Source organism: Chryseobacterium sp. C39-AII1 (assembly GCF_039672645.1).
In the GTDB taxonomy this organism is placed as follows: Bacteria; Bacteroidota; Bacteroidia; order Flavobacteriales; family Weeksellaceae; genus Chryseobacterium.
Window position 1 is genome coordinate 167704 of the sequence record NZ_JBDFPQ010000005.1, and the last position, 22995, is coordinate 190698.

The window sequence follows — 22995 nt, forward strand, 5'->3', positions numbered from 1 at the left end:
TTTATTTATTTATTTATTTATTTATTTCGTTGAATTTTAAAACTCAATGAAAAATATCAAATATTTTAAATTTTAAAGTGAATCAATTGTATGAATTTTATATAAAATTGAAAATCGCTTCATAAAATTACGGTATTTCGTAAATTTATTTAACTCGTGTTTTTGTTTAAGTGCTTGAAAGGTAGTGTTTTTAAAGTTTTGGGCTGTTTTTTGGCATTATGGTGATAGATTCAATTAAAAATTTTAAATAAAAATAATACAACAATGAGTACACTAAAACTAAAAGACGGAACAGAAATTTTCTACAAAGATCAGGGAGAAGGACCAGTATTAATGTTTCACCACGGATGGCCTTTATCATCTGACGATTGGGATGCACAGGTAATTTTCTTCTTACAAAGAGGGTATAGAGTAATCACTCATGACAGAAGAGGTCATGGTCGTTCCAGCCAGAATATTTACAATCATACGATCGAGCAATACGCTTCGGATGCTGCAGAATTGGTAGAATTTCTTGATTTGAAAGACGTTGTTCACATCGGTCACTCAACAGGTGGTGGCGAAGTTATTCGTTATGTCAACAAATACGCCAACGGCAGAGCAAAAAAAGCGGTTTTAATCAGTGCGATTCCTCCGGTAATGGTACAAAGCGAAAACAATCCAGACGGTGTTCCAATGTCAGTTTTTGATGGCATCAGAGAACAAACCTTAAACAACAGAAATCAGTTTTACTATGATCTTACTTTCCCTTTCTACGGTTACAACAGAGAAGGCGCGAATGTAAAAGATGGTGTACAGAGAAACTGGTGGAGACAGGGATTAATGGGAGGGATGGTAGCTCATTATGACGGAATTAAAGCATTTTCTGAAACGGATTTAACACAAGATCTGAAAGCAGTTGAACTTCCTGTTTTGGTGCTTCATGGTGAAGATGATCAGATTGTTCCGATTGAAAATTCAGCAATAAAATCTGCCAAATTATTAAAGAACGGAAAGTTGATCACGTATCCGGGTTTCCCTCACGGAATGCCGACTACAGAGCATGAAACCATCAACAAAGATTTATTAGAATTCATCACAGAATAATTCAACAATTTTTTAAAATGAATACACAGCCAGCTTTTGATACGTTGACTGAGGCAGTTCAGTGGCTGAATCAAAAAGGGTTTACAGAAGATTTTAATCTGAAAAACGACTGCATCATCCTCAACAATTTCCTTAATCTCTATCCAAAAGATTTCAAAATAGAATACACCTTCCGTTTTGAAGGCGATACCGATCAGGGCGATGAAGATATAGTTTATGGAATTGCTTCCGAAAAGCATTCTATTAAAGGAATTATGACGAGCGCCTATGGAATTTATGCCGATGAAATGAGCACGGAACTGATTAAAAAACTGTCTGTAAACTAATTGATTTTTTGATTAGAAAAGCCTCGTCAGTTCGAGTGTTTTTCGAAATGGAATGAAGAAAAATGTATCGAGAACTTTGATTATAGTAAAAACTTCTCGATACGATTTTTTTTAAGCTACCCGAAGTGATGCATCTCATCAAAAAACTCAACCAAATCAAAAACTCAGCGGTTCAAAATTTTATCACAGATAAAATCCTTGTGCCTTAAAAACGTATCAAATTTAAAATCACTTTGAGCCTTTGCGATAAACCAACAAATCCAATAATAAAATAGTAACAAACAACTAAAATAAAAGTATATGAAACCATCATCAAAACTACTTTCTCCGGAAAATCACGCCTTAGTATTAATCGACTTTGAAGGTCAGATGGCATTTGCCACAAAAAGTATTTCCATGAACGAACTGCGTAACAACGTTGCAGTCGTTTGCGGAGCTTCAAAAATTTTCAATGTTCCGACTATCGTAACAACGGTTGCCGAAGAGAGCTTTGCAGGGCCTGTTTTCCCGGAAATTGAAGAAGCATTTCCCATCGCAACTTCAGGATATATCGATAGAACGACGATGAATACTTGGGAAGATGAAAATGCTTACAAAGCGATCACGGGAACTCAAAAACAGAAACTTGTTTTTGCAGGTTTGTGGACAGGTGTTTGCATCGTAGGTCCCGCTTTATCTGCGCTTGAAGAAGGTTATGATGTTTACGTAATCACCGATGCTTGTGGAGATGTGACAGACGAAGCTCACGAAAGAGCCGTTCAGAGAATGATTCACGCGGGAGTAAAACCAGTGACTTCTATTCAGTATATTCTTGAACTTCAGAGAGATTGGGCGCGCCAGGAAACGTATGTTCCGGTAACGAATCTGATGAAAAAATACGGCGGTTCTTACGGATTGGGAATTCACTACGCTCACAATATGCTGAACCACTAATATTTATATACAATTTTCAATGTTGAAATCTACTTCCATATCGTTTTTTAAAATCACCATTGTTTTGATTCTTTTATGTTCAGAAATGCTTTCGGCTCAGAGTTTTAAGCTCCTGCGCTACGATGAGAATTATGAATATTTAAAAGATTCGGCAGATAGTTTTTATAATAAGGTTAAATTTCTTCCGCTCAATGAAAAGAAGGATATCTATCTGTCTTTCGGTGGCGAAGCACGGTATGAATATGTAGATTTCAACAACGAAGATTGGGGCAGACTGAATATTGGGCACAACAACTTTTTTCTGCAACGGTATGATCTTCATGCAGATTTGCATCTCAGAAAAAATATCAGAATATTTTCACAAGTCCGAAGCGCTTTACAGAATGGAAGAAAAAATGGTTCCAGAGGTATTGATGAAGATCAACTAAGCATTCAGAATCTATTTATTGATGCTGATTTGATTCATAAAAATGATCATAAACTGACATTCAGAGTGGGGCGACAGGAACTGGATTATGGTTCGGGAAGATTAATTTCTGTAAGAGAAGGTCCCAATGCAAGACTTTCTTTTACCGGAGCTAAAGCGATGTATTCCCACAAAAATGTTTATGTAGATGCATTTGCAATGATGGCAGACAGCATCAACACCGGAGTTTTTGATAATAAAGTCTCAAAACAGCTCAATCTTTGGGGTGCGTATTCGAAAATCATTATTCCGAAAGCTGGAAATCTGGATTTATATTACATTGGAATTCGAAGAGATGAATCTGTTTTTGAAGTAGGAACAGCCAAAGAAAAACGCCATACTATTGGCGGAAGACTCTGGAAATATGGCGGCGGATTCATTTATAATCTGGAAGCAGACTATCAGTTCGGAACTTTTGGAAACAAAGACATCAGCGCATGGACGGGTTCTGTCGACATTGGATATCTATTTGAAAATGTAAAATTCAAACCGAGCATCAATCTTCGAAACGACTATATTTCTGGAGATAAATCCAAAGAAGATGGAAAGCTCAATACGTTCAATCCTTTGTATCCGAAAGGCGGATATTTTGGTTTCAGTCCACAGGTTGGGCCCGTCAATTTAATAGATATTCATCCCTATGCGACGCTGGATTTAACCTCAAAACTGAAAATGCAGGTCGATGTCGTTTTCAACTGGCGATATTCACTAAACGACGGGGTTTACCGACCAAGCGGTGTCCTGAATCGTCCCGGAAGCAGCTCAGACAAAAGATATATCGGAACAGCTTATTTAACCAATTTCACCTATAGTTTTAACAAATATTTCAATTTAGTAAGTGGGTTTCAGTACTTCCAGAAAGGATCTTTTATCGAAGATATTATCCCGAATGCGAAAAGCGGTGTCTTTTATAACATTCGCGTAGGATTTAAATTTTAATCATAAAAAAATCAACTCTAAAACCCTAAAACACTCTTACTCTAAAACTTTTTAAGAAGCTTAATCCCGCTTTCCACTGTATCTTTTTGATTACGGGCTCCGCTTCGCTTCGCCCGCAACCAAAAAGGATGCCGTTGCAATCGGGGCTAGGGTGTCAATCATCAATTTGAAGGGAAGAAAATAACCCCAAAGTTTGTCATCCCGTAGAGGTCTAAACGCGAATATTTCCAAGATCAATCATCATCTTGGATTTGTCACCGTCAGTTCGAGTGTTTTTCGTAATGAAATGAAGAAAAATGTATCGAGAACACTAAACAAAACTTCTCGATACGGTTTTTGAAAAACCTACTCGAAGTGACGACAGTTTATCAATAGAATTTAAAAAGTAAAAAAGTAATATAAAATTTTATAACGGATAAAATCCTTGTGCCTTAAAATATAACAATAGCAAAAAAGCTTTGTGCCTTTGCGATTTCCAACAATAAACAAAAATCATTTAATTATGCAAAAATCAATTTCAAAATACATCAGCTGGTCTAAAACAATGTTCACCGCATTGATTTTAACCACTTCAACAACAACTTTTATTTCAGCACAAACCGCTGAAACAAAGACCGCAATCGGAACCACAAAAATTTGGGGAAACGTCGACGGAGTTTCTGTGGTTGGGCTTGTTCAGGGGCCTTCTGCCGCAGTTGCAGACTTACAGATTGCCTGCGTTTTCGAATATACAGACGGAGATATTTTCAATCCGCCCGCGCTTCCCAAAGAACTTAACGGAATGGTTCATTTGGATGACGCATTAAAAGGAGCCGTTACCGAAGTCAGAAAAACCGGGAAATTCAAAGGTCATGCGCTAGAAACCTTGCTTATTGCGCCGCCAAAAGGAAGTTTGTCTTCTAAAAAATTATTATTGATTGGCTTAGGTAACAGAAATTCTTTCGATGCCGAATTAATGAAAGAAATCGGAAGCGTGGCGATGAGAGAAGCGTTAAAATTACAGGTGAAAACCGTTTCTTTTGCGAGCGACATTAAAGATGCAGGAATCGATTCTCCAACGGCTCTGGTGGCAGAAAATGTGGTTTTGGGAGCTTTCGATGCTTACAGAACGCAGACGTATTTAAATGCTCAGCATTTATCAGATAAAATCAAATTGCAGAAGCTGATTTTACTGGCAGGACCATCATTTTTTACCGTTGCCGGAGGAGGAATTCAGGAAGCCATTTCAAAACTAAACACCAAATAAGAAAAAATGAAAGCAGACCTAATTTTATATAACGGAAAAGTTCACAGTTTCAATAAAGAAACACCTGAAATTTCCGCAGTTGCCATTAAAGACGGTAAAATTATCGCCGTTGGAAATGATGGCTTAAGCGAACAATTTTCAGATGATTCCACCCAAATGATCGATTTGAAAAAGAAAAGAGTCGTTCCCGGAATTAATGATTCTCACATTCACTTGATTCGTGGCGGATTAAATTATAACCTGGAATTAAGATGGGACGGTGTTCCTTCTTTATCCGATGCTCTTCGAATGCTGAAAGATCAGGTCGACAGAACGCCTTCTCCGCAGTGGGTTCGTGTGGTCGGCGGTTGGTCAGAATTCCAGTTTGCAGAAAGAAGAATGCCAACGTTGGAAGAAATCAACGCAATTGCCCCCGAAACTCCCGTTTTTATTCTGCATTTGTATGACAGAGCATTGATGAACAGAGCGGCTTTGAAAGCAGTTGGCTTTACTAAAAATACGCCGGCTCCGGCTGGCGGACATATAGAAAGAGATGCCAACGGTGAACCAACAGGATTAATTATCGCAACACCAAATGCTATGATTTTATATTCAACTTTAGCACAAGGTCCGAAATTATCATATGAACATCAGGTAAATTCTACGAGACATTTTATGACGGAACTCAACCGCTTCGGAATTACCAGTGTCATTGATGCGGGGGGAGGTTTCCAGAATTTCCCTGATGATTATCAGGTGGTGAATGAATTAAATGAAAGAAAACAGCTAACAGTGAGAATCGCCTACAATTTATTCACCCAAAAACCGAAGCACGAGTTCGAAGATTTCAGCGATTGGATAAATACGGTAAAATTGTATCAAGGCGATGATATGTATCGTCACAACGGGGCAGGAGAGATGTTGGTGTTTTCGGCAGCAGATTTTGAAGATTTTCTTCAGCCAAGACCCGATTTGCCTGAAAATATGGAAGCCGATCTTGAAAAAGTAGTCCGTTTACTGGTTGAAAACCGTTGGCCTTTCAGACTTCACGCAACATACAATGAAAGTATTTCTCGATTTTTAAATGTGTTTGAAAAAGTAAATCAGGACATTCCATTCAACGGATTACCTTGGATTTTTGACCACGCCGAAACGATTGATGAGAAAAATATAGAAAGAGTAAAAATGCTCGGCGGAGGAATCGCAATCCAAAGCAGAATGGCTTATCAGGGAGAATATTTTACCGATCAGTATGGTTCTGCCGCTGCTGAAAGTACACCACCCATCAAAAAAATGCTGGAAATGGAAGTACCTGTTGGTGGTGGTTCGGATGCAACGAGAGTAAGCAGTTACAATCCGTGGGTTTCCATGTATTGGCTGACGGTTGGGAAAACGGTTGGCGGACTTCAATTGTATCATGAAACGAGGTTAGATAGAGCAACCGCGCTGGAATTATACACTAAAGGAAGCGCGTGGTTTTCTCAGGAACAGGAGAAAAAAGGAGATATTCAGGTGGGAATGTTTGCAGATTTAGCGATTCTTAATCAGGATTATTTTACTGTGGATGATGAAGATATTAAAAATATTGAAGCAGAAATGACCGTGGTAGATGGAAAAATTGTGTATGCAAAAGGAGAGTTTTCAAGCTTTGCACCGCCATCAATTCCAGTTCTTCCGGATTGGTCTCCAACGAATTTGTATAACGGTTATTCTCCTGTCGGAGGGCATTTTCAAAAGGAAATTGAGAAAAATGCAAAGTCAGATTTAAAAGATCCTTTGATTTCTCAAATTCACAGTTGTGTTGGAAGTTGTGATGTTCACGAACATAATCATAATGCAGCGAGAATGAGCAATCTTCCGGTGAATAATTATCACACATTTTGGGGCGCTTTAGGGTGTTCATGTTTTGCTTTTTAAACTTAAAAATTATGGAAATTTTAAAACAGATCCTTAGTTCAGATTTAGGATCGTCATTTAACGACATCGCTTTTCTTATTTTCCGTGTACTTTTTGCTGTTCAGCTATTTAGAGCTCATGGCTTAAAGAAATTCAGATTGGAAAACGGACAGAAAGAAATCATTCCCAATCCGCTCGGTTTACCCGATAAAATGAATGCTTTGGTGGCTTCATTTGCAGATTTGGTGGTTCCTTTTTTAATCATTTTAGGATTGGGAACAAAGCTCGCTGTTTTACCGACAATTGGTGTGACAGCCATCGGATATTTTGTAGTTCACAGAAAAGATTCTTTGGAAGTGCGCGATGTTCCTTTTATGTACACCTTATCATTATTACTAATTCTTGCCTTGGGAGCAGGAAAATATTCACTCGATTATTATTTATTAAATCTTATTTAAAATGAAAACTTCAATTGGAATTAAAAACGAAAATTTGGCAAAAGTTGCTGAAATTTTAATACAGACGCTAGCTGACGAATTTATTCTGTACACCAAAACAAGAAAAGCGCATTGGAACGTAGAAGGAAAAGATTTTTATAACAAACATTTGTTTTTTGAATCTCAATATCAGCAGTTAGACGGAATAATTGATGATTTGGCGGAGAGAATTAGAATGTTGGGACATTACGCTCCGGCGACGTTGAGAGAATATCTTTCGTTAACTCATCTTTCTGAAAGTCATTTAGAATCGAATGACAGTTTAACGTATATGAAAGAATTATTATCAGATCACGAAAGTATTTTAATTCATTTACGTGAAAATATAGAAAATTTTGCGGTAGAATTTAAAGATGCCGGAACAAGCGATTACATCACCGGATTATTGGAAACTCACGAAAAAATGGCGTGGATGCTTCGTTCACATTTAAAATAAATCATGGAGATAAAACATAATATTGGCTTTGTTACGTTGTTGCTCACGATGATTGCAGGTTATTGTGATACAGTGACTTTCGTAGCGGCAGATTCTATTTTTTCTGCCCATGTTACGGGAAACTTTATCGTGTTTGCCTACCAGTTTGTGAAAGGTTCAGATGTTCATGCTTGGGTAAAATTATTGACATTCCCCGTCTTTATTTTAGCAGTAATTGCGGGAGGAAGAATCGCCGGAAAAGCCCTTAATCATTACACCATTTTGTGTTGGGAAGGTTTTTTATTATTGTTGAGCGGAGTAATTGTAGCCGTTTTAAATTATAATAATGCCTTTGAAGAATGGATGATGTACGCGATAACCATGATGGCGGTTTTTGCGATGGGACTTCAGAATGCCTTTGGAAAATTATATGCGAAAGAAACGCACGGCCCGACTACCATGATGACTGGGAATGTAACTCAGGCTTCTCTGGATTTCGGAACATTGCTGAAAAATGGTTTTCATCATCCGGAAGCTTTAGAAAGTTTAAAAAAACAATTGATTACCATTTTAGGATTTTTGGTGGGCTGTTTTTTAGGAGCTTATGCAGGAAAACAGTTTGGTTTGGTAACGCTGGTTTTACCAGGTTTAGCGATGATTATCTGCTATCTGTATCACCGGGAAAAATAGCTGATAAAGCATGAAAATAATTAGATAATAGAGTATCTTTAAACAATGAAATTCAATTTTACATATCTGCGTATTTTTTCTTCGGCAATCTTGCTATTTTCGGCTTTTCAGTTGGCTTCAGGACAACCGAAAGAAGATCCAAAACAGTTGGAAAGAGAAATCAGTAAAGCCGGAATTAATACGCAGAAAGTTGAATTACTGATTAGATTAAGTGACTATTATCTTACGAAAGAAGGTGAAGTAAAATCAGATATAGACCAAGCCAATCAGCTGAGACAGGAAGCTCAGAAACTGAGCAATTCTTTAGATTATAAATTAGGAAACGGAAAGCTGATGTTGTTGGATGCACAGATTACTCGTGAAAAAGGTGATTCTAAAACGGCTCAGAAAAAGACCAATGAAGCGCTTTCCTATGCCATAAAGAATAACTTGTCTGTTCTTCCCGATATTTACCGTGAACTCTGTGCGTATGAAGGATATGAAGAGGAAGATTTCAGAAAGAAAATAAAGTATCTTGAGCTTGCGATTTCGCTTTATAAGAAATATAAATTCTTCAAAAAAGAAGGCGATGCCCTGAAAGATTTAGGAGATTATTACAGCATTTTAGGGGAGAATCAAAAATCTTTGGAGCTCCTCGAAAATGCCGTGAATGTTTACAAATCTATCGGTTTCAAAGAATTGCAGGGTGTTTATACTTTGATATCGGGCAATTACGGAATTTTACAAAATTCACAGTTGTCTTTACAATATGCATTGTTGGCAGAAAAAACAGCAGAAGATGTGGATGATAAAAGTTATCAGTGGTGTACAATTTACAATCATTTGGGATTGGCGTATTATGATGTTTTAAAATATAATCAGGCTTTTGCGAATTTTGAAAAATCGCTGGATATTGCGATTAAACATAAAAACATCAGTGATATTAATGTTTTAACATATAATCTGGCATCATTATATTGTCAGCAAAAAGATTATCGCAACGCACTGCGAACATTAAAAAGAACTGAAAAAACGTATCCTCCGACAGATGAAGAGACTAAAATAAGACAGCTTTTTATGTTTACCATCTGCTATTCTTTGTTAAAACAACCTCATAAAGCAGAGCCTTATTTTAATGAATTATTGAAGAAATATAAAGAATCTGAGGTCGGTCTTTATTATAAGCTCAACGGGATTATCATTTATCTGCAAAATGCGGATCGTGTAGAAGAAACGTATGCTTATCTTGATAAATTCAGAGAATTTGCGAAGAAATCGAACAGGCTTATTCTGTATTCTCAGATTGAGCTTTTAGCTTATCAGTCCGATCACGCCAGTAAAAAATATGAGTCGGCAATAAAACATTTGAAGCAACATCAGGTATTCAGAGATTCACTTTTTAATATGGAAAAATTAAAACATTCTGAAGCTCTGGAATTACAATTTGAAACAGAAAAGAAAGATAAAAATATCAAATTGCTTACACATCAGCGAAAATTGCAGGAAGCAAAAATTCAGAATGAAAGAGTAATTCGCTATGTATTTATTGGAAGTTTGTTGGCTTTGGTACTTTTCTTAGCTATTTTGTACAACAGCTTCAGGATTAAAAAGAAAAAAAATAAGGAACTAGAATTAAAACGTAAGCAGATCGACGAACAAAATGAGCAACTTAAAAAACTCCTCGCTGAAAAAGAATGGTTGTTAAAAGAAATTCATCACAGAGTTAAAAATAACTTACAGATTGTCATTAGTTTACTGAATACACAGTCCGCTTATTTGGATAATGAAGACGCCTTGATGGCTATTCAGAACAGTCAGCACAGAATGCACGCGATGTCGTTGATTCATCAGAAATTGTATCAGTCGGATAACCTGTCGATGATCGATATGTCTTGGTATATGTATGAGTTAATTAATTATATCAAAGAATGTTATTCCTCTGAAAATAAGATTAAATTTACCGTAAATGCAGAAAAAGTCTTTTTGGATGTCGCACAGGCAGTTCCGATGGGGCTTATTATTAATGAAGCGGTGATTAATACGACAAAATATGCCTTTCCTGATGATAAAAAAGGAGAAGTTATTGTCTCTTTTAAAAATACAGAAAATGATAATTATGAATTAATAATTTCTGATAATGGAGTAGGCCTTCCCGCAGGTTTTGATATGGATGCAACTGAATCTCTCGGGATGAACTTAATGAGGGGCTTAACCGATCAGCTTGACGGAAATTTTTCAATTGAAAACAACAACGGATTGAAAATTACCATAACATTTAGAAAAAATACAGAAATTGAAGCTCACGAAAAGTAAGTGGATCATATAAAAAATGAAAGAAAAAATATTAATTGTAGAAGATGAATTTATTGTAGCCAATGATCTTAAAATCATGCTGATAAAGGCGGGCTACCAAATCACCGGAATTGCTTCATCAGTGGTTCAGGCAAGGAAATCTATTGCCGAAAAAAAGCCCGACTGGGTGTTGCTTGATATTATGCTGAAAGGCGATCTTACAGGAATTGATCTTGCGTGGGAATTGCGTGAGATCAATCTGCCATTTTTATATATTTCTGCCAATACCAACCAAACCACGTTGGAAGCGGTAAAAGAAACACAACCGTATGGATTTATGGTAAAACCTTTCCGTGAGCGTGATCTGATTGTGATGCTCGATATTGCGAAGTATCGTTTTGATATTGAAAAAGGATGTGAATTCATTCAAAATGTAGACAACGAATCAATTGAAGGAATTATCGGAAAAAGTAAAGTTCTTCAGGATGTTGTTGAAAAAGTGAGAGTGGTTGCTCCAACAGAAACTTCGGTTTTGGTAGTCGGAGAAAGTGGAACAGGAAAGGAAAAAATTGCCCATTCTGTCCATGAATTATCAGACCGGAAAGATCAGCCAATCGTGATTGTCAACTGTGCGGCATTACCTTTATCTTTAATTGAATCCGAACTTTTCGGACACGAAAAGGGAAGCTTTACAGGAGCAAATACACAGCGAATCGGGAAGTTTGAACAGGCGAATAACGGAACCATTTTCCTGGATGAAATTGGTGAATTACCATTAGATTCTCAGGTTAAATTATTGAGAGTTTTGCAGGAAAAAGAGATCGAAAGATTAGGCGGAAACAAGACGTTTAAAGTCAATGTAAGAATTGTTGCCGCAACCAACCGATCTTTGGAAAAAGAAGTGGCAGAAGGCAGATTCCGGCTGGATTTATATTACAGATTAAATGTATTCCCGATAGAATTACCGCCTTTGCGAGAAAGAAAAGAAGACATTGAACTACTAGCCAATTTTTTCCTGAATAAATATGCAACAGCTTCGAGAAGAAACATTTCTTCCATCAGTAAAAATGCTTTAGAGCAATTATTACACTATAAGTGGCCCGGAAATATTCGAGAGCTAGAACACTTAATTGAAAGAAGCGTTCTCTTGGCAAAAACCACTGAAATCGAAAATTTCGAACTTCCAAAATCGGTTGAGCAATCTGCGGAACCATTTCACGGACAGTTAAAATCAATGGAAGAAATGGAAAGAGATCACATTCTGAATGCACTCCAAACTTGCAACGGAAAAGTTTCCGGAATTGGCGGTGCTGCAGAATTATTGAAAATTCAACCTCAAACGTTGTATTCTAAAATGAAAAAGCTGGGAATTGATAAAGGATATAAATAAATTGTAACGAATAATTTCATTCAATAGAAGTGGACTTTAGTCTGCTTTCAAAAAACGCAAAATCTAAGGCTTTAGCCAAAAACATAATTAAACTTTTAAAGTCACTTATTAGATTAAGTGAAAGTACTTATTTTATAATAAAAACTCCGTCAGTTCGAGTGATTTTTCGAAACAAAGTGGAGAAAAATTGTATCGAGAACATATAAAAAATCAACAAGATAGAAGTTTAGTTTATAACAAATTCTCGATACAAAATTCTTTCAGAATTTTACTCGAATTGACGTTGAGTGCCAACAATTGTAGTAAAAAAATAAAAAATCATGGAAAAAGAAACCGGCCGTATAGAAGGCTTCAGCGACGGCGTTTTTGCCATTGCCATCACGCTTTTGGTACTCGATCTTCATGTACCGGAAGCAGATGCGATTAACAATGGAAACGAGATATTAATTTTTATGAAAAATCAATGGCCAACGTTTTTGGCGTTTATCCTTTCGTTTTTCAGTATTTTCATTATGTGGGTAAATCACCATAAAATTTTCAAACAGATTTACAGCAGGAATTCAGGAATTATGTTTGCCAACGGATTGATTCTTTTTCTCGTTTCTGCGGTTTCATATCCGACGGCATTATTGGCAAAATATTTCAATGGCGAAGCAGCTTCTGTAGTCGTGGCGATCTATACGGGAATTTTTGTTCTGATTAATTTAGCCTACAATTTATTATGGTATCTGGCGAGTAAAAACAAAAAACTTTTACGTCCCGGAATTACCGATGAAGCCATTAGAAAAATTCACAATAACTATCTGTACGGACTTCCGATTTACATTATTGCGTTGGCATTTTCCTTCTGGATTCCAGTTATTTCACTGATGATTATTCTCGGACTTTGGATTTTCTGGGCGCTTTCCTCAGGAAAAATTGAAATGAGTATGAAAGTCTGAGTATTTTAAACCATTAAGATTTTGATTAAGAAGTTTAGAATATTAAGATTAGCTTCGCTTTTCAGTATAATGTTTATAAAGCCTATAAAATTTTCTTCATTAAACTTTAATAACTTAAATGTTCTTAATGGTTAAAAAATTATTCAATTTTTTTGAAATGGTGCTTTTTCTCAATACCCAATTTCTGCATTTTAGAAATCAACGTGGTAGAAGGTAATCCCAGCAAAACGGCAGCTCCATTTTTACCGGAAATTCTGCCCTTGCATTTTTCCACGACTTTTACAATATATTCCTTTTCAAATTCATAAAGAGGTTTAATTTGAAAATGATCTTCCGTATTTTTAGTTTCAACCGTTTTCGGAAAAGCCATTTCTGTGATAGTAGCTGTTTTCGTGGTCAGAATACTTCGTTCTACCATATTTTCGAGTTCACGGATATTTCCTAACCATGAATTTTCAATCATGGAATCCATCACTTTTTTAGAAAAACCTTTCACTTTCTTCCCTAATTTTTCAGAATGTTTTTCAAGAAAAAAATTAGCCAGCAACGGAATATCCTCTTTTCTGTCTCTTAAAGGCGGAAGGTGAATTGGAAAAACATTCAGTCGGTAAAAAAGATCACTTCTGAAATTACCTTTCTCCACTTCATGATCCAGATTTCTGTTCGTGGCGGTAATTACTCGAGCATTCACTTTTATTCTTTGATTTCCGCCGATTCTTTCGATTTCTTTTTCCTGTAAAACCCTCAGTAAGCGCCCTTGAAGTTCCAGAGGAAGTTCGCCAATTTCATCTAAAAAGATGGTGCTATTGTGTGCCTGTTCAAATTTTCCTTTGCGTTGTTCGGTGGCTCCGGTAAAGCTGCCTTTTTCGTGTCCGAAAAGTTCAGACTCAATAAGATGGGCTGGAATTGCTGCACAATTGATCCGGATCATGGGTTGATTTGAAGCATCAGAAAGTTCATGGATGGCGTTAGCTATCAGTTCTTTTCCTGTTCCCGTTTCACCATAAATAATGACATTAGACTGAGAAGGAGCCACCTGTGAAATCTGTTCATATACTTTCTGCATCATATCGCTGTCGCCGATAATTCCGTGAAATCCCTTTTTAGCTTCCTGTTTTTCAGTATTAATTTCTGGTGCAGAAGAAATTGGATGATTTTGAAATAATTTTAATTGTTGCTGAATAGAAATATTCCTAATCGTAATCGAAAGTTGGGTGGAAATTCCTTCTAAAATTCTTTCGCGGATATCGTCTGTCAAAATAAAATTCTTATAAAATAGAAAAACAACTTCCTGACTTTTCTGAATGGAAGGTAAGGAAAAACCCACCGCCATTCGCATTCCTAAACTTTTTGCTGTTTTACAGTAAAAAGGGGCAGAATCATTCTTTTCAGAGAGATCTTTTAAATCAAATAAAATGGGCTCCGGAGATTGTAAACATTGCTCAAAATAGAGATCCATTGGTTTTTCCTGATCTTTTTCTATTGAAAAACTGCTGTAAAAACTTTTAACAGTGGAATTTTCAGCTTTCAGAATGATAATTTCATTACATCTTACTTCATTTTTAAAATTTTGATTCAAAATAAGATGAAATTCTTTTTGGTCTAAAACTTTAGCAAAAGAAAGATTTAAGGCAGATATTGTCAGTTGCTCTTTCTGCATTTCCTGAAGCCGTTTCATAAGAAGAAGGTGCTGATCTGACTGTTTATCCATAGTTAATGAAAAGAAAGTTTAAAGGTAATCAATCCAAACGAGTTTTTATAATGGGTTGTTTATATTTTCGGAACTTTAGATTGTATCTCAATTTTTGATGTCATTTTTCACTGATTCACAAAATTGTAATGCCAGTGTGAAAATTGGGTAAAATAATTTCTCTAATTCTAATCATTTTATATCAAAATTGATGTTTTTGATCATTATTTTTAAAAAAAATATTAAAATATTTTATGTTTTTTCTTATCATAAATTTAATGAAAAGAAAGATTTATTTTTTTTTGAGTTAAAGTTTTATTTTTTAATGATTTATAAAAATTATATCATGTTTTTTATGATAATCTTATCATTAAATTTATGGTATAGTTGTCATTAAAAATAGATAAGTAAGTGGTTGATAAACAGTAGATAGTTTGCAATTTATTTTTTTATTCAACTGAATTTTTATATTTGTCATGTTACATGATGCTTTCTTCACGCGAAACGGCGGTTGATTATATGATGCCTTCAGGACTTCACCATATTTTTGCGTCGGGACATCATTACGGATCCGAACCTTGGGGAGATTATCAAGGTGGAAGACCTGACTGGTCGCCGGTTTATTATCATAAAGCAGATGCCAACGGAATTGGGTTTGACAGAACGAAAACGGGAAGTGATGCCGTTTCGCAATATTTTTCTCCATTAAATAATATCTATGGAAATATAGAAACCTGTCCGGAAAATTTGATCTTATGGTTTCATCATGTTCCGTGGAATTATAAAATGAAAAATGGAAAGACATTGTGGGAAGAATTGGCTTTCAAATATGATATGGGCGTTCAGAACGTTCGTGAATATCAGAAGACTTGGGATAAAATGGAAAAGTATGTTGATGCGGAAAGGTTTAGGTCGGTTCAGTCTAAATTAAAAATTTAGGTGAAGGATGCCGTTTGGTGGAAAAATGCATGTTTATTGTATTTTCAGATGTTTTCAAAAATGCCGATTCCTTATGATATTGAAAGACCTGTTCATGAATTGGAAGATATGAAGAAGATAAAACTGGATCTTAAGCATCATAATTAATCTACAAGAAGGTAATCATCTTTGCACAAATTTGTACAGATCATGAAGGTTTTATACTCTCGCAGATTTGGTAGATAACGCAGATTTTTTTTAAGTCTCACAATAAGAACAAACAGAACAATTCGTTAAAATTTGAGCATTCATGGCATACAGATCATATCATCTGTGAAAATCGGCTCGATCTCAAAACTTAGGGAGAAAGTAGATAAACTTTTTATTGTCTTTTATAAATGGAATGGCTTTGTGAAACTTAAAAAAATTGATAGTCAAAAAAAAACTTTGTTGGCTCTGTGTTCAAATATTTAAGCTGAGTTAAGTATTGCTATCATTTGCTGAGTGAAACGCCGTCGCGACCGAAAATTGGTGTAATGATATGTAAGGCCGATAGCGTTAAAGAGAAAATAAAGAATTGTTTCAGTCTTTTTTCTAATACTATGCTTAGATCCCTACAGGGATGACAAACTTGATGGATACGAACTTTTTGCTTACTTCCCAATTTTTGTAACTGATCCTGAAAATCTGTATGATCTGTGGGAAATAAAAGCATTATCAATTAAAAAAATTAAGGCAACTCATTCTCCGTGATTTAAAGAAAGAAGAGTTGCCTCAATACTAACTGTACGTAAAATTTTAGTTCCGATATAAATACGGAAATATATGAATCTCTTAATTTTAGTTAAGAGTAACTATTTTGTTAAAAACATTTCCCATTTCTTCAACGCTGATGATGTATTTATCAGCCGTTTTAGGGTTTAAGTCAAAACTCATTTCCAACTCTCCGTTTTCCGGACTTTTTGTTGCTGTGTAATAAGAGTTTCCTGCAAAATCAGATACGGAAATCGTTGCTTTACTTTTCAGATTGGAAAGGTGAAGTTTTGCTACATTTCCTGAAACCGTATATTCCGGTTTGTTGATTTCTGAAAAAGGCGTTTTTTCTATTTCAAGCGTATTGTTATTGCCGATTTTTATTCTATATTTTTCGATTTTCTGATCAGATTCTGCTACCAGATAATAAGTTCCGGAATTCAGATCTTTCAAATCATACGACTTTGCCACATGATTTTCTGTACCTAATTTTTCGGAAAATAATTCTCCATAAGTGTCGTTATAAACTACTAAAGAGATGTTTTTCGCATTAAGTACTTCAAAATTTACAGTTTTTTCGTTTGCCGTTCCGAAAGAAAGAGAAAAATCTTTGTCTTTGCTCATGGCAGTTGCCGAGATGCTTAAAAATCCTAGAAGGAAAGCTGATTTTAATATTTTATTCATAATGACAATTTTTATCTGTTATTGATACTGCAAATTTAGAACAGTCAATGATCTTAATCTACAATACAATTTTCATATTTATGTTCTATTTTACCCTAACGATTGTTTTATTTTAAATTAATTGTTAATTTTGTACATGAATTTATTAATTTAGTTATGAAACATTCAAATCCAGCCTTTGAAGCGATAAAACCGAATATAGGAAGCAGTTTTACGAGTTTAAAATTTCTTAAAAATGACAATATAAAGTCTCACGTATGGCATTATCATCCCGAAGTGGAACTTATTTTCGTATGTGGAGGTTCAGGAAAAAGGCAAATCGGTAGTAATATTTCCTATTTTACAGATGGCGATCTAGTGATGATGGGAAGTAATCTTCCACATTGTGGGATGACGAATGAAAACACGAATAACGATTATGAAATGGTGATTCAGTTTAAGCCTGATTTTCTGGGGGAAGGGATTTGGGAACTTCCTGAAATGCATAGAATTGCCAATTTGCTGGAAAAGGCAAAAGCGGGTATTGTTTTCAGCGAAACTATCAAAAAATCAATCGGAAAAAAGATTGTCGAAATGCACGAATCTTCTTCTTTGGACAGATTGGTAAAATTCATCGAAATTCTTGATGTTTTGGCTTCTACACAGGATTACAGGATTTTGAATGCCGGAAAATATTATCTTCAGACACAGGTAGAAGATAATGAGAGAATTAACCTGATTTTTAATTATGTAAAAGACCATTTTAAAGAGCAGATTACGCTGGATGAAGTGGCAGATCTTGCGAATATGAAGGTGCCGTCTTTCTGCCGTTATTTCAAAAAAATTACCAATAAAACATTTACCCAGTTCGTGAATGAATATAGAATCACACATTCCCTGAAACTGCTTGCTGAAAAGCCTTTGAGCATTACTGAGGTTTGTTTTGAATCGGGTTTTAATAATTTCAGTTATTTCAACAAAACGTTTAAAGAATATATGAAGAAAAACCCTTCTCAGTACAGAAAAGAGTTTAATTTTTTTATTGAATAGTTTTAGGAGCTTTTTCGCGCTTTCCGCACTCGCTATTTTATGAGTTTTGGGCGACGGCTGGCAAAGCCAGCCGTCGCCCAAAACTCATAAAATGAGCTCAAACAAAGCTGCAATCACGGCTAGGAGGGAGTTGGTAAATTGATATTTGTATCAACAATAAAATTTAGATAAAATTAAAAAATACCACAAAAAATTGTGTCATAAAAAATAACAAAAATCTTCAAAAAGGCAAGATTTTAAAAATGAATTAAGTAGTTTTACTTTAAATTTCAATATTATTTTCACAGAACAACATTATGAAAGATATTAAACTGATTGTAACGGATATGGACGGAACTTTTCTGAATTCTTCACACGAAGTAAGTCCGGAATTTCCGAAAATTTATGAAGAACTGAAAAAAAGAAATATCCTGTTCGTTCCTGCGAGCGGCAGACAGATGTTGGGCATCACTAAGTATTTTGGAGATATTGAAAACGAAATGGCTTTTATTGCAGAAAACGGAGGGTATGTTATTTATAAAAACGAAGAGCTTTTTGCGGATCAATTAGATCAACAATATATTGCGGAAATCATCAAAGCAATCCGAACCATTCCAGGAGCAACGGCTGTTTTATCAGGCAAGAAAAAAGCCTATGTAGAAACCGATAATCAGGATTTTATCGATTATATTTCACAATTTTATACGGATAATGAAAGGAGAGAGGATCTTACAGAACCTGTGGACGACAGTATTTTTAAGATCGCCATTTATCATCCCGAAGGTTCGGAGCAAAATGTATATCCTGTTGCCAAAGAATTTGAAAAATATGATCTTGAAGTGGTAGTTTCCGGTCAGTACTGGCTTGATATCATGAATAAAAATATCAATAAAGGAATCGCTTTAGAGAAACTTCAGAAATCATTAAATATTACTCCGGAGCAAACCATGGCTTTCGGAGATTATATGAATGATATTCAGATGCTTGAAAACTCAAAATATTCTTATGCAATGAGAAATGCACATCCTTCCGTAAAAAAAGCGGCTAACTTTGAAGCTTGCTCTAATGATCAATTTGGCGTGCTGGAAACTATTAAGGAATATCTGAAAAGCAATTAATTTTTTTTACCGCGAATGCACGAATGCTGCTGCTTTATTATTTCCCACAGATGACACACATTTTCACAGATGATGCGATAATCTTGAAATAAATCTTTGTGGGCTTTTATAAGTAGAACGACTTGGTGAAACTTAAAACGGTTAGTTTTCAAAGCACTTTGCGGACTTAGTGTTCATCAATTAAAGGTTTTGAAAAATCAATCTGCTCAATCTGCAAGAGTCGATTAATTCTAAAAATCAGATCAAAATAAAAGGCTATTTCAATGCGAAATAGCCTTTCTTATTTTACTGAATTACTGTACTTCTCTTTCTCACCGTATGTGCAGAGAAATATCCCAATGCACCATTGCTGATATTACTCGGTGGATTGGTTGGAGTCACGCCACCACCAGGACCACCTCCCGAAAGCTGCAAAAGAGCAGAGTAGTAGGTATAAACACTCTGGTCGATACACTGCATTTCTACATGAATGGTATCCCCTACAACCACTTTAATGTCATCCACTTCTTCATCGTCATTAGGAAGGATCAAAGGTCTTTGGTTGGGCATTCCGTTGTTCACATTATCAGAAAATTCTGAGAAAAATTTCTTTGGATTATTATTCACTGTATAGCTGAAAAGGTAACGGTTTCCCAACGCTGGAGGATCTGTGAAAACAGGTAAAAGCGTATAGCTCGTTTCGCCGCCTACCATAAAAGAATCCTGTTCAAGATCTTCAAAATCCACGGCATCGGGCATTGTACTTTGTGCCGTGTATTGCTGTCCTTCTGCAGTGATTTTTAAAGTATAAATGTTTCCAGGTTGTCCCACAAAAGTAGAGGTTTGATAGGTTCCGTTTCCTACATATTGCAAGGTTTCGGTTTGTCCTGAATTATCACTTAAAATCACCTCGGCATCGGCAATTGCAGGATACTGATTGGCTTCTGTAAAAGCCACAGACTTCGTAATTTTTACAAAATACGGCCCTGCCTGATCAGTTACATTGCCTTCAATAACAATTTGCCCGCTCTGATCTTTTAAATCGAGGTCGATTTCCTTTTCACAAGAGGTCAATAAAAACAGCGATAATATGATTAAAAATATATTTTTCATGAATTAAAATTTGAAATTATAAGTGATGTTGGGTACCCAACGGAATAGGGAAGTCTGCATAGCGCGGGTTGTTCCCGGCTTGTCAGGATTATCTTCAAAGGTAATGGTGTAGGCATTCTCACGTCCGTAAACATTATAAATACCAAACGACCAGGATCCCTTGAAACGTTTGTTGGAACCTACACTCGGTTCATACGTTGCACTCAGATCCATTCTGTGATAGGCTGGCATTCTGTCGGCATTTCTGTTGCTGTACTGGAATACGGTTTGTCCGTTCAGCTCATATTTTCCTGTTGGGAAAGTGACTGCATTTCCTGTGCTGTAAAGGAATAATCCTGAGAAAGACCATTTTGGATTCAGCTGATAGGTTGCCACAATAGAAAGATCGTGGGTTTTATCCTGTCTGGCATTGTACCAGTCGTTATCGTTAATTCCGTTTATTTTTCTTTCGGTTTTAGATAAAGTATAAGAAATCCATCCGGTCAGTTTTCCGCTTTTCTTTTTGGCGATCAATTCAAGACCGTAAGCTCTTCCTTTTCCGAATAACAATTCACTTTCCACATCGGCTGCCGTATCAAATGAAATCTGGGCTCCGTTTTTGAAATCGATTTGATTTTGCATAGATTTATAATAAACCTCGGCATTCAATTCATAATTATTATTGTTGAAATTTCTGCTGTAGCCAACGCTTACCTGATCTGCAATTTCAGGTTTTACACTGTAACTGCTCCCAATCCACTGGTCGGTAGGATTTCCACTGCCGCTGTTGCTTAATAAATGAAGGTTCTGCGTGTTTCTGGAATACCCTCCTTTAATACTGCTTACTTCATTAATTCTATAATTAGCACTAATTCTCGGCTCTACATTCACATACGTTTTCCCGAATTTTCCTTTTTCCAAAAACTCAGAACCGATAAGATTTCCGTTTTCATAAGTATTGAAAGTGTCGCCGCCCAAAACACTGAACATGGAAAGTCTTAATCCATAATTTAGGGTTAATTTTTCAGTTGCTTTAAAATCATCATTGATGTAAAGTGCATTTTCCCAAGAAGATCTAGGATTCCTCGGAAAACTGCTGACACTAGTTCCTGAAGCGCTGCTTGGTGTAATTGTATGATAAATAGACTGTAATCCAAAACGAACCGAATGTTTATTTCCTGCAAACCATGTGAAATCCTGCTTTAAATTCCAGTCTTCAATTTGGGAATCCAACCCGAAAGTATTGTCGTTGCTGGTTAAACTTACGTTATAGTTATAATTGCTGTAAATTAATGATGTATTTGAGAATAATTTACTGTTAATGATGCTGTTCCAACGAAGAGTTGCCGTCGTATTTCCCCAATCGGTTGAAAAAGTGTCGCCCAATCCCAAAACATCTCTTCCGAAATATCCTGATAAATAAAGACGGTTGTTATCATTGATCTGATAATTGGCCTTTAAATTTAAATCATAAAAATAAAGCTTACTGTCTTTGAAATCATCTGTCGATTTTAAAAATAAATCGGCATACGTTCTTCTTCCCGAAACGATAAATGATGATTTTTCCTTTTGAATAGGACCTTCTACGCTTAATCGACTGCTGATTAAACCAATTCCACCGTTTACGTTATAATCTTTGTTATTTCCGTCCTTCATTTTAACATCCATCACAGAAGAAAGTCGACCTCCGTATTGTGCCGGGCTATTTCCTTTGATGATGCTTGCATCTTTCAATGCATCACTGTTGAATGTACTGAAGAAGCCTAATAAGTGAGAAGCATTATAAACAGGTGCTTCATCCAATAATATTAAATTTTGATCTGATGCGCCGCCTCTTACGCTGAAACCGCTGCTTCCTTCACCATTACTTTTAATTCCCGGCAAAAGCTGAATCGTCTTCATTACATCTTTTTCACCAAACAAAACGGGAAGTTTTTCGATGTTTTTGATGCTTAACGTTTCCATCCCCATTTGTGCGGAGGTGAGGTTTTTATCTTTTTTAACGCCGGAAATCACGACTTCATCAATTTTTCCCGTTCTTTCCTCTGTTTTTTCTTCTTCCTCTCCGGAGCTCAGTTCGAGATTTTGTTTGATATTATCTTCAACATTGATGCTTTGCTGAAAATCTTTATATCCCGGATTAGAAACAATCAGGTTATACGTTCCTTTTGGAAGCGATAAAGAATAAAAACCGTACTCGTTGGCAACCACTGAAATCGTGGGATCTTCGGCAACCTTCACGGTGATGCCGATCAGTAATTCGCCATTCTTTTTATCTTTTACAGTGCCGCTTACCGAGTACTTTTGTTGCGCAAAAACGATTGTGCTGAAACAAATTGCTGCTGCGGAAGTGGCAATTTTCAAGGATAATGTCTGCATTTATAGGTGTTTAATGTGATGAAAATCTAAAAATATTAAATATAATTTTCTTTAGACCAATTTAGATGAACGGAAAATGAATTTTTCCCGCAATACCTTTATATTGTAAAGGGTAATTTGAATAAACTGGTTAAAGTTTTTAAATGTGGTACAGTATATTATCGTAGGTTGATTGAAAATATTGTTTAAAGGCGAAAAAAAAGTCCTTAAGCACTGAGCTTAAAGACTTTTTTATTTAGAGGGAAGTTTGAGGCAGGATGCTGAAAGTGTAAAGAAACTCAGAATCAAGTAAAGATCTT

20 protein-coding genes are annotated in these 22995 nt (G+C 35.8%); 16 read left to right on the top strand and 4 right to left on the bottom strand.

The window, feature by feature from the left end; genetic code table 11:
- The first annotated feature begins 264 nt into the window (after positions 1-264).
- The 12 genes from ABEG63_RS10390 (at position 265) to ABEG63_RS10445 (ending at position 13075) form a co-directional block, all read left to right on the top strand.
- Positions 265-1086: an alpha/beta hydrolase gene (locus tag ABEG63_RS10390; RefSeq protein WP_346584565.1), complete on the top strand. Its 822-nt coding sequence runs from the start codon at positions 265-267 to the stop codon at positions 1084-1086.
- Between the two features lie 17 nt (positions 1087-1103).
- Positions 1104-1412 (top strand): phosphoribosylpyrophosphate synthetase, encoded by a 309-nt coding sequence (locus ABEG63_RS10395; RefSeq protein WP_346584567.1) that lies wholly within the window; start codon positions 1104-1106, stop codon positions 1410-1412.
- 300 nt (positions 1413-1712) lie between these two features.
- Positions 1713-2345 (top strand): hydrolase, encoded by a 633-nt coding sequence (locus tag ABEG63_RS10400; protein ID WP_312389176.1) that lies wholly within the window; start codon positions 1713-1715, stop codon positions 2343-2345.
- A 19-nt stretch (positions 2346-2364) separates the two neighbouring features.
- Positions 2365-3750, top strand: a complete 1386-nt coding sequence (locus ABEG63_RS10405) for an alginate export family protein (RefSeq protein ID WP_346584569.1) — start codon at positions 2365-2367, stop codon at positions 3748-3750.
- A 502-nt stretch (positions 3751-4252) separates the two neighbouring features.
- On the top strand, positions 4253-4996 hold the full coding sequence (locus tag ABEG63_RS10410; protein ID WP_346584571.1) for a M17 family peptidase N-terminal domain-containing protein: 744 nt from the start codon (positions 4253-4255) through the stop codon (positions 4994-4996).
- A 6-nt stretch (positions 4997-5002) separates the two neighbouring features.
- Positions 5003-6892, top strand: coding sequence for an amidohydrolase (locus ABEG63_RS10415; RefSeq protein ID WP_346584573.1), 1890 nt, complete (start codon positions 5003-5005; stop codon positions 6890-6892).
- A gap of 11 nt (positions 6893-6903) precedes the next feature.
- A complete protein-coding gene (locus ABEG63_RS10420; RefSeq protein WP_346584575.1) occupies positions 6904-7329 on the top strand; it encodes a DoxX family protein in 426 nt (141 codons plus the stop codon).
- A 1-nt stretch (position 7330) separates the two neighbouring features.
- A complete protein-coding gene (locus ABEG63_RS10425; protein WP_267406489.1) occupies positions 7331-7804 on the top strand; it encodes a DNA starvation/stationary phase protection protein in 474 nt (157 codons plus the stop codon).
- Positions 7805-7807: 3 nt separating this feature from the next.
- Positions 7808-8473, top strand: a complete 666-nt coding sequence (locus tag ABEG63_RS10430; protein WP_346584576.1) for a YoaK family protein — start codon at positions 7808-7810, stop codon at positions 8471-8473.
- A gap of 45 nt (positions 8474-8518) precedes the next feature.
- Entirely contained in the window at positions 8519-10765 is a 2247-nt protein-coding gene (locus ABEG63_RS10435) for a histidine kinase dimerization/phosphoacceptor domain -containing protein (protein WP_346584577.1), read from the top strand.
- A 16-nt stretch (positions 10766-10781) separates the two neighbouring features.
- The gene (locus ABEG63_RS10440; RefSeq protein WP_346584579.1) at positions 10782-12134 is read left to right on the top strand and encodes a sigma-54 dependent transcriptional regulator; all 1353 of its coding nucleotides are present in this window, start codon (positions 10782-10784) and stop codon (positions 12132-12134) included.
- 320 nt (positions 12135-12454) lie between these two features.
- The gene (locus ABEG63_RS10445; RefSeq protein WP_346584581.1) at positions 12455-13075 is read left to right on the top strand and encodes a TMEM175 family protein; all 621 of its coding nucleotides are present in this window, start codon (positions 12455-12457) and stop codon (positions 13073-13075) included.
- A 139-nt stretch (positions 13076-13214) separates the two neighbouring features.
- On the opposite strand, the gene ABEG63_RS10450 is transcribed toward ABEG63_RS10445, so the two are convergent.
- Positions 13215-14786 carry a sigma-54 dependent transcriptional regulator gene (locus tag ABEG63_RS10450; protein WP_346584582.1) on the bottom strand — a complete coding sequence of 524 codons (1572 nt, stop codon included), beginning with the start codon at positions 14784-14786 and terminating at the stop codon, positions 13215-13217.
- Between the two features lie 462 nt (positions 14787-15248).
- On the opposite strand from ABEG63_RS10450, the gene ABEG63_RS10455 reads away from it, so the two are divergent.
- The gene (locus ABEG63_RS10455) at positions 15249-15704 is read left to right on the top strand and encodes a hypothetical protein (RefSeq protein ID WP_346584583.1); all 456 of its coding nucleotides are present in this window, start codon (positions 15249-15251) and stop codon (positions 15702-15704) included.
- Positions 15705-15851, top strand: a complete 147-nt coding sequence (locus ABEG63_RS10460) for a hypothetical protein (protein ID WP_346584585.1) — start codon at positions 15705-15707, stop codon at positions 15849-15851. It abuts the gene before it with no gap.
- Positions 15852-16523: 672 nt separating this feature from the next.
- Here ABEG63_RS10460 and ABEG63_RS10465 read toward each other — a convergent pair.
- The gene (locus ABEG63_RS10465; RefSeq protein ID WP_346584587.1) at positions 16524-17120 is read right to left on the bottom strand and encodes a hypothetical protein; all 597 of its coding nucleotides are present in this window, start codon (positions 17118-17120) and stop codon (positions 16524-16526) included.
- A gap of 156 nt (positions 17121-17276) precedes the next feature.
- Between ABEG63_RS10465 and ABEG63_RS10470 the strand changes: the two genes are divergently transcribed.
- Both ABEG63_RS10470 and ABEG63_RS10475 read left to right on the top strand, forming a co-directional pair.
- Entirely contained in the window at positions 17277-18149 is an 873-nt protein-coding gene (locus ABEG63_RS10470; protein WP_346584588.1) for an AraC family transcriptional regulator, read from the top strand.
- Positions 18150-18445: 296 nt separating this feature from the next.
- Positions 18446-19246 carry an HAD family hydrolase gene (locus ABEG63_RS10475; RefSeq protein ID WP_346584590.1) on the top strand — a complete coding sequence of 267 codons (801 nt, stop codon included), beginning with the start codon at positions 18446-18448 and terminating at the stop codon, positions 19244-19246.
- Between the two features lie 285 nt (positions 19247-19531).
- Here ABEG63_RS10475 and ABEG63_RS10480 read toward each other — a convergent pair whose 3' ends face one another.
- Both ABEG63_RS10480 and ABEG63_RS10485 read right to left on the bottom strand, forming a co-directional pair.
- Positions 19532-20338, bottom strand: a complete 807-nt coding sequence (locus ABEG63_RS10480; RefSeq protein ID WP_346584592.1) for a DUF4249 domain-containing protein — start codon at positions 20336-20338, stop codon at positions 19532-19534.
- 3 nt (positions 20339-20341) lie between these two features.
- Entirely contained in the window at positions 20342-22696 is a 2355-nt protein-coding gene (locus ABEG63_RS10485) for a TonB-dependent receptor (protein WP_346584594.1), read from the bottom strand.
- Between the last annotated feature and the right edge of the window lie 299 nt (positions 22697-22995).